The organism is Rhodopirellula sp. SH410, from assembly GCF_055811895.1.
In genome coordinates this window covers 7148308-7160149 of the sequence record NZ_CM147949.1, presented here as the reverse complement: position 1 = coordinate 7160149, position 11842 = coordinate 7148308, and the positions used below count along the sequence as shown (strand labels likewise).

The window sequence follows — 11842 nt, the reverse complement described above, 5'->3', positions numbered from 1 at the left end:
CCATCCGCCAAGATCTATGAATCAACCACAGCCCAAAAACCCGCTGCACGGCATCACGTTGAAAGCGATCCTCGAGTACTTGGTTGCTGAGTATGGTTGGGAGGAGCTAGGGGACCGCATCAGCATCCAGTGCTTTACCTACGAGCCGAGTATCAACAGCAGTTTGAAATTCCTGCGAAAAACGGACTGGGCTCGAGCAAAAGTAGAACGGCTGTATGTGAACTCGATCAGTTACGATGAGCGGCATGCCAAGAACAAGACGGACGGCAAAGAGATTTCAAGCGAAACGGGCAGTGTTTGGGACCGAGCACGCCCTGAGTAGCGAGACCAACCCCGGGCCCGTCGGCCCGTTCAACGTGGTCTGTTGCTGCGGTGCCTTGAAATCCGACGTCCGCGGACATGCCCGTTGTTTGCCTCGCTCTGCTTGATCACCTCGTCTCAGCCCGCCTTGCCGTTGACGTACGCCACGGTCAACGGTTGTCGTGGTGTGTCAAAGATGCTCGTTCCCGTCCCGTGTTCAACCAACGTGCCCGTGCCGTCGGTTGCCCAAAAGAACGCGGCGTAGTCAGCGACCCGCCGGGCTTGCTGTAAATTGTGGGTCACGATGACCACTGTGTAGCTCGATCGGAACCTAAGCAGCAACTCTTCCACCACACTACTGGCCAACGGATCCAGAGCGCTGCAAGGCTCATCCATCAGAAGAACTTCGGGGCGCAAGGCCAGAGCCCGCGCGATGCAGAGCCGTTGTTGCTGGCCACCCGAAAGTAACAATGCGGACGAATCAAGTCGATCCTTGACCTCAGCCCACAGGCCAACATCTTCGAGAACATTCTCGATGATTTCTGCTCGTTCAACTCGGTGTCGGATGCCGTGCTCCTTCAGAGGCATTTCGATGTTCTTGCGTATCGAAAGCGGGAACGGATTCGGTTTCTGAAAGATCATTCCGACGCGACGGCGGAGCGAGATCACGTCCTTTGTCGCTCGAACATCGAGCCCGCCAATCGAAATGTTTCCGTCCACTCGGCAGCCAGGAATCAGGTCCGTCATGCGATTCAAACTGCTCAAGAAACTCGTCTTGCCGCATCCCGATGGCCCGATCAACGCTGTCACACATCCTCGGTTGATCGTCAGTGAAATTCCGTCGAGGACCCGAGCACTTCCGTAGTGAATGGCAAGGTCGTCAACTTGAATGAGCGGTTCGGGGATGCAGCATGGAGGCCCGGTGGCCAGCGGGCTCAGGGTGAACCCGTTGCTCTGAATGCAGGGCGTTTGTTCGCAGCCATTGCGGTCGGGCGATTTTCTGTTTTCGGATTTCATGTCACTACGATCCTTTTTCGCAACCATCGATTGGCAGTCCATCCGGCACTCGCGTTGATGACTAACAACATCGTAATGAGAACGAGAGCCGAGGCATACGCATGTCGATCCCCGCCCGCAACATTCATCGACAGGTCAAAAATATGAACGGATAACGCACGCCCGGAATCGAACAGCGAACTGGGGGTGCGGTCGACGTATCCGCTGGTGAAAATCAACGCCGCAGTCTCGGCCAGAGCACGCCCGATGCCGAGTACCAAACCGACAACAATCCCTGGCACGGCGGCGGGCAAAAGCAGTTGGACGAGGGTGGCGGTGCGAGACAACCCCAATGCCGCAGCCCCCGTGCGATACTCATTGGGAACGGATCGAAATCCCTCTTCGGTCGCCCGGATCAGGATTGGCAAGACCATGCACGAGAGCGTGAGCCCCCCCGACAAAATGGAGAATCCCAATCCGAGGTAGATGCAGAAGAAGGCGTTCCCAAACAGCCCGAAGACGATCGAGGGCACGCCTGCGAGTACATCCAGGCTGCGTCGCACGAGCGTTGCAAACAAACTTTCTGCCTGCGTCAGTTCGCTGAGTAGGATCGCCGTTCCGACTCCGAGAGGCACCGACACGACCATCGCCACGGCCAGAATGAGTAGCGTTGAGATAATGATGGGAAAGATTCCGCCATCACGTCCCGCGTTGCGAGGAGCCTCGGTTAAAAAACTCCAGGAAACGGAGGGCAGTCCTGCAATGACGATGTCTGCCAAAATCCAAACAAAAATGCTGCTCACGATCATGGCGATGGACCACGCGAGGCCCGTCGCTAGTGAATCGAACAGCGCGTAGGACCTTCGCTTGGAGTTCGTTGTCGTTGCGTTACCCATGGATGCGTCCCTGGCTAGCCCATTCCGCGACGCCGACCAGCACCATCACCATTGCCATCAAGAGTAGTCCACCCACAAACAGTGCGGAGCGATGACCATCCATCGCGTACGCCATCTCCAACGCAATGTTCGCCGTGATCGTACGCACAGGTTGAAAGATACTGGACGGGGTTTGAACGACATTGCCCGCGACCATCAGCACCGCCATGGTCTCGCCGATGGCTCGACCGGTTCCCAACAACATCGCCGTGAAGAGTCCCGATCGACACGCCGGCAATACGACACTGAAAATGGTTCGCCCGCGAGACAGCCCGAGAGCCGCGGACGCGCTCATGTACTCGCTCGGCAGATTGTCGAATGCCGCACCGGCGAGCAACGCGATGGTCGGAATGATCATGATCGTCAAAACAATGATCGCCGATAGCAGGCTGGTGCCCGGCGGTTGCCAGCGGGCAATCAGCGGAACCAGCACCACGAGGCCCCACAGCCCGTACACCACCGAAGGAATCCCGGCGAGCAATTCAATCATTTTTCCGTAGAGACGCCTCAATCGGTGAGGTGCATAGAAGTGTGCGAACACCGCTGAGCCGATGCCGAGTGGTCCCGCCAATAGAAGGGCTCCCAAACTTGCCAGAGAGGTCGCCACGACCATGGGCACAAGATTGAACTGCCCCTCTGCCGGTCCAGCAGCAGGATGCCAGGAGGGGTCGGAAGCGAATCGCCCAACACCGACCTCCTGAAGTGCGGGAAGTGCTTCCCTAAACAGAAAGCCCACAATCAGTAGCGTGATCGCTCCCGTCAGCAAACCGCAGCCGCGGAGCAGCCAAACGAGAATCGAATCACTCCGCCAGCGGGACAAAGTACTGCTCCAAAACAAGGGGCTGCACATCGTCTGAGCGAGCGAACGCGATGAACTTTGCCGTGATTTCCGATGGCTGGCCCTGCACGACCAAATTCAAGGGGCGCGATAAGGGGTAGACGCCCGATCGAACGTTTTCGATGGATGCGTCAATGCCCGCCAGGGGCAGCAGTTTGATCGCGACATCGTGAGCGGCACCGTATTGGGCGGTTCCAATCGAAACGTAGCCGATCGCGTGCGGGTTTCCGGTAACCGTCTTGATCCCCTGTTCGTTGTCTCCGATTACCGTGTCGGCTTTGATTTGCGTGTTGTTCAAATGGAAGTGGCTAACGAATAGTTCCAGCGTCGATCGACCTTCGGATTTATTGACCACGGTGATCGGCGCATCTGGGCCACCAACCTCGTTCCAGTTGTTAATTCGGTCGGTATAGATCGCAATAATCTGCTCGTCGGAAAGCGAGATAACCGGATTGTCCCGATGGATGATGACACAGATGCCGTCTCGAGCGATCGTCGTCGCCGTGAGGTCCTGTTCGCCGGTTTTGAGATCACGCGAAATCATGCCCACGTCAGCCAAGCCACGCCGCGCATCGGCAACGCCACGCGAAGAACCGCCGCTTTGCACATCGACACGTACTCCAGGATGCAGGGCTTCAAATTGCTTAGCAATCTCACCCACCAATGGCGCAATCGTACTCGATCCCGACAGGACAATCTGTCTGTCGTTCCGATCGGCATCGTTCGAAGAGCAACCGAGGAACGCGATGGGTAGCAGCCCCAGGGTCCACAGGAAGACGGACCTCGTTCGGTGTGGATGTTGCATCATGGTGCCTCCTTCGACGCTGTCTTCACCACGGCTACCTGACATCCCGAACCGCATCCAGCGGTGCAGCCGAAGCAATGTCGATCGGTCTGAATCATTCGGTCGCCAAGGCTCGCGGGATCAAAGTCGGAAAGGTGCTGCGGGACGTTCACAGCCAACCCCATGTGCAGCATCTAAATGAACTCGCAATCGAAAAATTTTCCGTGCCAATCGACCGAGACCAGCGAGCGACACATGGCTGTTCGCGGCGTAATCGTTCCTCGGTGTAACGCAGTTCCATAAAGCCAGCCGGGTCGTGTGCGGGGTGAACTGACAATTCTACCGCAAGTGCATCCAGATCGAGAGCCAAATCCTGAATCAGTCCGTGACGAAAGTCCACCTTTGCGTAGGCGGAGGCTTCCGCCGGTAGTGATTCGTCAAGGGTGGAGGATTTCATCGTATCCGTACGTCCTTTTGGATGTGAGCCTGAGCAAGCACACAACGAAGCGAGGGGGCTGTCTGCAAGAGAAGACGCCAGTGAGCTCAAATCCTTACAGCGGATTGGAACAATCTTTCACTTTGCAGTGACATCCGTTGTCTGGCAATCCAAAACCTCGCGTGACGACCAAACGCGACAGTTGCACCCTGATGAAGCTCGTGGCTCGAGCAACGAGCAAAACCGTTTAACTCGCTCCCGTCCCGCCGGAGCGCGCCGCGTTGGTTTGCCAACAACCTCGCTAAAACCGAAATACTACCTCAGTCCCTGGAAACGACCCCCGTCACATTTGTTTTCTCTCGTCACATTTGTTTTCTCTGCGGAGAATGTCTTCCTTTGAGGTACTGATAGAGCACCATTTTGAGCAAGACGATCGGGTCGTAGGCATCACTTCCTACGCCGTGGTAGAGCTGATCGAGCTTTTCGCGATCACCAGCCGTATTTTTCCGTTCTTTCGCCGGTGCGTCAGCGGATTTGTGCGTATTCAATTTCGTCGAGTGCGAGATAAGCGGCGGCGATGCTGTTGCCAGAGAGTTCTCTTCTCCACGATTCGCTGGAGGAGTTGCCTGATCTCAGAACGCGTCCGTAGAGCCCCACCGAGACAACAAATCCGAGCACCCCGACACCCAGAGACACATACCGCGAGTTCGGGTACACCACCACCGCGTCGAAGCCCGCGGCAACGCAAACGGGAATCCACATCAGCCACCACACAAACCCGATGATGACGCCAGCACGCAGGTAGCCGGATCGCAGGCTGTCGAGTTTGCTGCGGATGTCGACAACGGATTTCGAGTAGTCGATCCTTTTGATTCTAGTGCAGACGAGCAACCCTTGAGATATTACGATTACGCCGTACACGTGCAAGATGACTCCGCTGACAACGCGATGCGGAACCTGGGTATTTCGAGCCCAGCACTGTACTCCTAGCAGGATCAGTGCAACGCCAAAGAGTATTTGCAGCAACTGCCATCGGAAGAGCGGTCGCAGTGATTGCTCGACGCGATCCATCAACTGGCGACGTGTCAGCAACATCCGTCCGGCCAGTTCCTGCTGTGCCAGACTCGCTGTTGCGGGGTCTTTTTCGTCCTGAGGTTTCGTATCGCTGAAAACCGTAGGCGCCAGCGCCGGATCATTGGTCGAAGTAATTGATTGCATGTCATCCTTGATCTGGCTTGCATGCTGGTAGCGGCGCTGTGGTTCTTTCTCAAGCGTACGCAGTACCACCTCATCGAGCCGTACATCGATTTCGACTTTCTTCGAAGGCGCTGCGAATCGGCCGATCGGGAGCTCGCCGGTCAGCATTTCGTAAAAGACCACACCTAGCGAATAGATGTCCGCGCGGTGATCAATGCCGTGCGAACCTTCCAGTTGTTCGGGAGCCATGTATCGCGGCGTGCCCATGACCTGATGGGTGCCAGTGAGTATCTCCTGTTGGCTCTCGTTTACTAGTATTCGCGAGAGACCAAAATCAGCGATCTTCACCGTGCCGTCCACGGCAATCAGGATGTTTTCCGGTTTGATGTCGCGATGGACAATGCCCTTGTCGTGTGCGTACTGAAGTGCATCGCAGAGGTGCGGCACAATGGCCAACGCGTGTTGGGGCGATAGTTGACCTGCCTTGAGAACGTCTCGAATGGTGGAACCGTCAACGAATTCCATGAGGAAGTAATGGGTGTCTTCGATATGTCCGAATTCAAAGACGGACACGATATTGGGGTGACTTAGTTTTGCCAGCGTCCGCGCTTCCCGCGTGAAACGCAGTGCAAATTTGACGTCATGACCAAATTCTTCCGGCAGGATCTTCAGTGCGACAACACGGTCGAGCCCAGGTTGGCGTGCCTTGTAAACGGCGCCCATACCGCCTGCGCCAATCAGCTCGATGATTTCCAGTGCCGGGAAGAGCTCAGCCAGACGGCCTACGGTCGGCGGTTCAAACACGCCCGTCCGTTTGTCGCCTTCGTTCAACGCGTCGTTGATCGCTCTGGGACTTTCCGGAAATCGATCGAGGTATTCCAGCTTCGTCGGCGTTTCACCGCGACGTCGTCGATAGTCAACTTCTAGAGCGATGAGTTCCGCCAGCAACGCGTCTCGCTCTATGGGAGAGACCTCTCCGGAAAGGACCGATTCGATCGTCGGTGGCTCGTTGGATTGCCACCTGCGTTCAAAATCGGCACAAAGATCATCAATGCGTTCCAGGGCTGCGATCGGTAGTTTTCTCTGGCGGATGCTCATTGCGGTCGACCAATTCCTGCTGAAATTTTTCTCGAATCAAGTTCAGACGACGTTCTATCGTCCGTTCAGAGCAGCCAAAACGCTGTGCGAGTTCCGCGTTTGTATACCCTTCTAACTTGGCACCCGCTAAATCTCTGAGCTGCCCGACACCTAAATGAGAAAAAAGCTGTTCCACAGATTCCTGCATCATCAGCACCATTTCCGGAGACGGTTCGTCGCCGATGGCTTCCATGACCCTGCCATCGCCAACCGCGGCATCGTCGCCAGCGTGGTCCAAAGAATGGAGTCGTACGTTACCGCCACGTCTCTGCCGCAGATCGTGTCTTCGCTTGTCGACCACTTTCCGTGCCGCCATTCGAATTAACAGCCGCCAAAGATCGTCACGATCGGCTAAGTCCGGAAACCGCCCATTTTTGGCCGCCGTGTAGAAGCTGTCGAAAACACTCAGCACGATATCTTCCTCGTCCGAAACGGCTCGATTTTGCCCATTCATCCGGGCTCGAACTGAACGCACGAGACGATCGAAGTAGTGCTGCCAAATGCGATTCGCGGCAGCCGAATCACCGGCCTTCGCTAAATCAATCCAATGGCTGACATTCTCGCTTTTCGACATGCGGGAAGGCCGGCAGATGCAACTTGGATGGTGGACAGATTTCGCGAACTCAATGGTACCACATCCTACATGGGCGTCCAACTCGGATGCTGCTCAGTCTGATGGAGTTGAAAACGGTCCGCCCAAGAGGACCTTTTTCTTCAAGGTCCGATGCCTGCCTGGCAGAAACTCACCTGCCTGGCAGAAACTCAGCAGAAACTCAATGCGTGGATGATGTTCCTGCCGTCTTAACATAAAACGCCCCCACAACACGACGTCGGCGGAGACACGTGCTGCGCAAATGCAGACCACGAATCTCCGTCGGCTGGACAAACCGATGCTGGTTTCAGAGTCTGCTTGGTGCGTTAGGTGTTTGACACCGATGCGATTGACTGGCGCGTCGAATTCGCCTCGGTCAATGCAACCATCGGCCCGATGGGATCGTTGTTCGTGCTGGCGGTGTGGTCTCCGAAACGCAGAACATCTGGGCGACGTCACAGAGAGTTTCGTCCATTCATTGTCGGAAACGAGCGTCGCGGAAGCATGGGTTTGTCCGCTCCTTCAAATCCGACCACGCGACCGAACACCCAGCCGACTGGTTCTTGATGGCTGTCGATTGGGTTTGTATTCGCAGTCGTCAGGGAGGGTTCTGCCGTCGCGTCCGCCGTTCGGGGCAGAAGCAGCGATTGCACGGCAAAACCACCTACCAAAATGGCCACAAATGCCACCACACCGATTGGCCAGACACGCCGACGGCTTTTCAATCGTTTCATGTTGTTCCTTTCTGAATGAATTAGCGTGTGCCCGATCCGCCCGATGGCGCAGTGCGTGTTCCAGACCCGCCCGGAGCTGAGTAACTCTGGGGCGGCGTGGTATCGCTTTGCGTTGGGGCGGAATAGGAAGACGAGGGCACTGAGTTCGTCGAACCCGATCCCTGATAGCTTGGTTGCGAATACGAAGGCGACGCAGGATAGCCGGGTGAACTGTATCCGGCCGAAGGAGCGGAGCAGCTACCGTTCTGACAGCCTCCAGCCTGGCGGCATCCGGCAAGCAGCAGACATCCAAACGCAGCAAAGCCGACTACTGATGCACTGGCGAGTAATTTACGAGACATTGGGGGGACATCCTTACGGAAATTGAGCGATGGTTAGCTTGGAACGAGACTTCCTGTCTGGTTCCTATCGGCTTTGAAAGTCCGTTTGCAGTGTGAGCCGACGCACAGAGGGGCCAAAACTATGCAAATGGATTGGCTCCATTCTGTGAGCCTGCTCACGTTCTTGGCGATCGGCAACAAATGAAACCAAAAATGGTGACGCGAAAACACTCGCTCTGATCCATTCTTGCGATCAAATGAGGATGGCAGAGGCGCAACAAGCAGACTCGATTCACTCGTTGAAAAAAGCTTGACGCGGGATGGAATGCAGACCAATTTTCGTGGTAGGCGCGCGATTGGCCGTTGAGAGTGATCCCCAAGACGAGCTCACTGTCCTTCAGTCGCTTGGTCGCGAGGTAGCCGGGCTGAACACGATGCGACCGACCGTCGGCACGCCATCGGAAAGGAAATAAACCGTTTCCAAGTTCGAGTCCAACGAAAACGCATCCTCCACAGCATCGAACGACGCGGTCTCCCCGCTCGCGACCGCGTTGATGACAAATCGCACCGCCGATATCTTCTTGTCCGCAGTCGCCGCCACGAGGCTGCGCTGCCACCGCACGACTTCACCATTGAAAACAATGATGTTGAAATGCGCTTCGTCGGGAAGAGTCGAGATGGCGGTCACCAGCTCATCGTGCGCGCGATCCGGGTGGTGGAAATTTCAGAGTCAGACTGGGAAAATGATGATCCATGTTTCATGGGTTTCACCCATTTCTCACCGCTCCACCCAGCCGCTCCTGTGAGATCGCTTACAGACAATTTGAACGTGTCTTGCTACCCTGCAAACATTTCTCAACGTACTAACGCAGGGCACGCATGTGGCGGGCGAATCGACACAACCGGGCGAGAGGGATCCCAATGAGAACACGGGCATTGGATGGCTCGCGTTCCTCGCTGGATTGTCGATCAGTGTCTACGGAGTCGTCGCCCAATCGAGTTGGCGGTTCGGCTTTGACAGTGTGTCGACGGATCGGCCGATCGTTGCAGTGCTTTGCCTGTTCGTCGTCGGGTTTGCATGCTACCTGGGTGCGATTCGGATTGCCTGGCGGGCCAACCAAAGTGCGAGGCTACTGAGACTGGTGATCGGATCGGCGGTCCTATTCCGGGTCGTGATGCTGTTCTCGCTGCCCATCCAGGAAGTCGATATCTATCGCTACCTTTGGGATGGCGCTGTCAGCACCACCGGAGTCAGTCCGTTTCGATACAGTCCCGAGCAAGTCAGTTTCGCGGGGCTCACCTTGAACGAAGATGACGATCTGCAACGACTGGCCAAGATGCGCGACGGCGATCCGGCACTCGCGGAAATTTTGCACCGGGTGCATTTCCCTGAACTGCCGACGATCTACCCGCCCACCAGTCAAGCGGTGTTTGCCGCGGCCAACTTCACCACGCCGTCCTCGTCTTCACTGCTGACGCGATTGTTCATCATGAAGGCTTGGTTCATCGGGTTCGATGTCGCGACAATGTTTGTCGTGATCGCTCTGCTTCGTCAATGTGCGAAACCCGTCGGACTGTGCGTGATCTATGCATGGTGTCCGCTGCTCATGAAAGAGGTTGCCAACAGTGGGCATTTGGACGCCATCGCCGTGTTTTTGACAACACTCAGCGTGTACATGGTTGTCCGATGTCTGAGGTTCCCAGCGGATGCTGAATCCGATCACTGCACGACCCCGGCTGGACGGTTGGGCTACGCCGTGCTGGCTGGTGTTGTGCTCGCGTTGGCGGTCGGTGCGAAACTGTATCCCATCATCCTGACTCCCCTCGTCCTTTTTTCGCTTGTGAAAAGACTGGGTTGGCGTTTTACCCTTGCTCCTGCGGTGGTGTTTGTTGTCACGACGTTGGCTCTCATTTCGGCGATCATTCCCGGCGAACGGAGGGCCGAGAATCAAGAACAGATTCATGATCCCAGTCTCGGTGTCGTGACGTTTCTCCGACGTTGGGAAATGAATGATTTTCTATTTCTGATCGTTGTCGAAAACCTAAAGCCGACGGCGCAGCGGGGGCCACATGAAACCGCGTGGTTCACCGTGATGCCCGAATCGTTTCGCGAAACGGTGGTGGATTCGGTCAGCATGCGATTGAGCATCGCGCCTGCCGAAGCCCCTTTCATGATCGCCCGCGCGATCACTGCGGCGATTTTCTTGATCGTCGCAATCACCCTTGCTTGGCGGGCTGATGCGACGGATCCGGCCAGTTTCTGTGAAGCCGCATTCCTGACCATTGCGTGGTTTTGGCTGCTCTGCCCCACGCTGAACCCGTGGTACTGGACGTGGGCGTTGCCGCTGTTGCCGTTTGCGAGAAGCCGTGTGTGGCTTGCCGTCAGCGGTCTGGTGCTCATCTACTATTTGCGATTCTGGCTAGACTATCATTTCCCGACGACAGCCGTGCTGGGAACGCCCTACACGGGCGCGGCATTCTATGACTTCATCGTTACCTGGATCGAGTTCGCCCCGTGGTTCGCCGTGCTTGTCGTTGGCTTCCTCATGCGACGGTGGCAAGGGAGAGTGAGTTGCGATGGATGACCTACTTGCCATTCGATTTTCTGACGTTCGTCATTCGCTTCGCGAGTGTGAGCAACCTCACAGAAGCCAAGCTGCCATCATGCGAGGATGAAGCTATCTATCATGAAACAGAAGCCACTCATTTACCCAAGTTGAGACGATGACCGACATCGACGGCTATCTTCGAGAATCCGTCTGGGTCGTCATCCCGGCACTCAATGAAGAAGAATCCATCGGACTCGTCCTGCGTGATCTGCCCTGCGTTGCTGGAGTGATCGTCGTTGACAACGGCTCCACCGATCGCTCGGCCCTCGTTGCGGAGCAGGCCGGCGCGATCGTGGTAACGGAACTGCAACGCGGATATGGGGCGGCGTGCCTGCGGGGGTTGGCAAAACTTCGTGAGTTAGTCAGTGAAGGGAAAGCGGCACCTAAAGTGGTCGCCTTTGTCGACGCCGACTACAGCGATCACTCGGATCGATTGCCCGACTTGGTCAGGCCGCTGGTATCCGGCGAGGCCGATTTCGTTCTCGGCTCACGCTTGCTCGGCGAGCGTGAGGCCGGCGCAATGCCTCCCCAAAGTGTCTTCGGGAATATGCTCGCGTGTTTTCTAATGCGATTGTTCTTTGGCGTTCGCTACACTGATCTTGGACCCTTTCGAGCGATCGACTACCGTCGACTTTGCGATCTGCAGATGCAAGACGAGAACTTTGGGTGGACGATCGAAATGCAAATTAAGGCGTCAAGGCTGGGGCTGCGTTTCCTTGAAATTCCCGTGCCTTATCGAGTACGCGTTGGCACCAGTAAAATCAGTGGCACGGTCAGCGGATCTTTCAAAGCAGGCTACAAAATTCTCTTGACGATCGCAAAATATGGTCTGGCCCCGCGTTCGAGCCACCTCCATTGCTCCTGTTGAGCAGGGCTGGGAAATGGTTTCGGTCCGTCTGGCCGTTCGCCACGGTTTTCGCATGCATCCAGGGGGCACTTCCAAGCGGCGTAGACGTCACCGTGC

12 protein-coding genes and 1 pseudogene are annotated in these 11842 nt (G+C 56.2%); 3 read left to right on the top strand and 10 right to left on the bottom strand.

Annotation, left to right across the window (positions count from 1 at the left end; translation table 11 throughout):
- The first annotated feature begins 16 nt into the window (after nt 1–16).
- Nucleotides 17–322, top strand: coding sequence for a VF530 family protein (locus tag SH410x_RS26280; RefSeq protein ID WP_473672256.1), 306 nt, complete (start codon nt 17–19; stop codon nt 320–322).
- Between the two features lie 116 nt (nt 323–438).
- Here the strand turns inward: SH410x_RS26280 and SH410x_RS26275 are convergent, their stop codons facing one another.
- The 10 genes and pseudogenes from SH410x_RS26275 to SH410x_RS26230 all read right to left on the bottom strand — a co-directional run bounded on the left by SH410x_RS26275 (nt 439) and on the right by SH410x_RS26230 (nt 8957).
- A complete protein-coding gene (locus SH410x_RS26275; RefSeq protein WP_473672254.1) occupies nt 439–1317 on the bottom strand; it encodes a phosphate ABC transporter ATP-binding protein in 879 nt (292 codons plus the stop codon).
- Nucleotides 1314–2192 carry a phosphate ABC transporter permease PstA gene (gene pstA / locus SH410x_RS26270; protein ID WP_473672252.1) on the bottom strand — a complete coding sequence of 293 codons (879 nt, stop codon included), beginning with the start codon at nt 2190–2192 and terminating at the stop codon, nt 1314–1316. Before pstA ends, SH410x_RS26275 begins: the two co-directional genes overlap by 4 nt.
- Nucleotides 2185–3051: a phosphate ABC transporter permease subunit PstC gene (gene pstC / locus SH410x_RS26265; protein WP_473672250.1), complete on the bottom strand. Its 867-nt coding sequence runs from the start codon at nt 3049–3051 to the stop codon at nt 2185–2187. The genes pstA and pstC overlap by 8 nt, the downstream gene beginning before the upstream one ends.
- Nucleotides 3032–3874, bottom strand: coding sequence for a phosphate ABC transporter substrate-binding protein (locus tag SH410x_RS26260; protein ID WP_473672248.1), 843 nt, complete (start codon nt 3872–3874; stop codon nt 3032–3034). The genes pstC and SH410x_RS26260 overlap by 20 nt, the downstream gene beginning before the upstream one ends.
- Nucleotides 3874–4110, bottom strand: a pseudogene (locus SH410x_RS26255) (DUF3641 domain-containing protein). Before SH410x_RS26255 ends, SH410x_RS26260 begins: the two are co-directional and overlap by 1 nt.
- Before the next feature lie 541 nt (nt 4111–4651).
- Nucleotides 4652–4837, bottom strand: a complete 186-nt coding sequence (locus tag SH410x_RS26250) for a transposase (protein ID WP_473672246.1) — start codon at nt 4835–4837, stop codon at nt 4652–4654.
- Nucleotides 4815–6584 (bottom strand): serine/threonine-protein kinase, encoded by a 1770-nt coding sequence (locus SH410x_RS26245; protein WP_473672244.1) that lies wholly within the window; start codon nt 6582–6584, stop codon nt 4815–4817. The genes SH410x_RS26250 and SH410x_RS26245 overlap by 23 nt, the downstream gene beginning before the upstream one ends.
- Nucleotides 6535–7197 (bottom strand): ECF-type sigma factor, encoded by a 663-nt coding sequence (locus SH410x_RS26240; RefSeq protein ID WP_473672242.1) that lies wholly within the window; start codon nt 7195–7197, stop codon nt 6535–6537. The genes SH410x_RS26245 and SH410x_RS26240 overlap by 50 nt, the downstream gene beginning before the upstream one ends.
- A gap of 473 nt (nt 7198–7670) precedes the next feature.
- Nucleotides 7671–7949, bottom strand: coding sequence for a hypothetical protein (locus tag SH410x_RS26235; protein ID WP_473672240.1), 279 nt, complete (start codon nt 7947–7949; stop codon nt 7671–7673).
- Nucleotides 7950–8666: 717 nt separating this feature from the next.
- Nucleotides 8667–8957 carry a vWA domain-containing protein gene (locus SH410x_RS26230; RefSeq protein WP_473672238.1) on the bottom strand — a complete coding sequence of 97 codons (291 nt, stop codon included), beginning with the start codon at nt 8955–8957 and terminating at the stop codon, nt 8667–8669.
- Between the two features lie 193 nt (nt 8958–9150).
- On the opposite strand from SH410x_RS26230, the gene SH410x_RS26225 reads away from it, so the two are divergent.
- Nucleotides 9151–10854, top strand: coding sequence for a hypothetical protein (locus SH410x_RS26225; RefSeq protein WP_473672236.1), 1704 nt, complete (start codon nt 9151–9153; stop codon nt 10852–10854).
- Nucleotides 10855–10993: 139 nt separating this feature from the next.
- Entirely contained in the window at nt 10994–11746 is a 753-nt protein-coding gene (locus tag SH410x_RS26220; RefSeq protein WP_473672234.1) for a glycosyltransferase family 2 protein, read from the top strand.
- The last annotated feature ends 96 nt before the right edge of the window (nt 11747–11842 follow it).

Coding starts and splice junctions, on each gene's coding strand:
- SH410x_RS26260 (WP_473672248.1), bottom strand. CDS start 3,874: ATGCAACATCCACACCGAACGAGGTCCGTCTTCCTGTGGACCCTGGGG.
- SH410x_RS26245 (WP_473672244.1), bottom strand. CDS start 6,584: ATGAGCATCCGCCAGAGAAAACTACCGATCGCAGCCCTGGAACGCATT.
- SH410x_RS26220 (WP_473672234.1), top strand. CDS start 10,994: ATGACCGACATCGACGGCTATCTTCGAGAATCCGTCTGGGTCGTCATC.
- pstA (WP_473672252.1), bottom strand. CDS start 2,192: ATGGGTAACGCAACGACAACGAACTCCAAGCGAAGGTCCTACGCGCTG.
- SH410x_RS26280 (WP_473672256.1), top strand. CDS start 17: ATGAATCAACCACAGCCCAAAAACCCGCTGCACGGCATCACGTTGAAA.
- SH410x_RS26275 (WP_473672254.1), bottom strand. CDS start 1,317: ATGAAATCCGAAAACAGAAAATCGCCCGACCGCAATGGCTGCGAACAA.
- SH410x_RS26235 (WP_473672240.1), bottom strand. CDS start 7,949: ATGAAACGATTGAAAAGCCGTCGGCGTGTCTGGCCAATCGGTGTGGTG.
- SH410x_RS26240 (WP_473672242.1), bottom strand. CDS start 7,197: ATGTCGAAAAGCGAGAATGTCAGCCATTGGATTGATTTAGCGAAGGCC.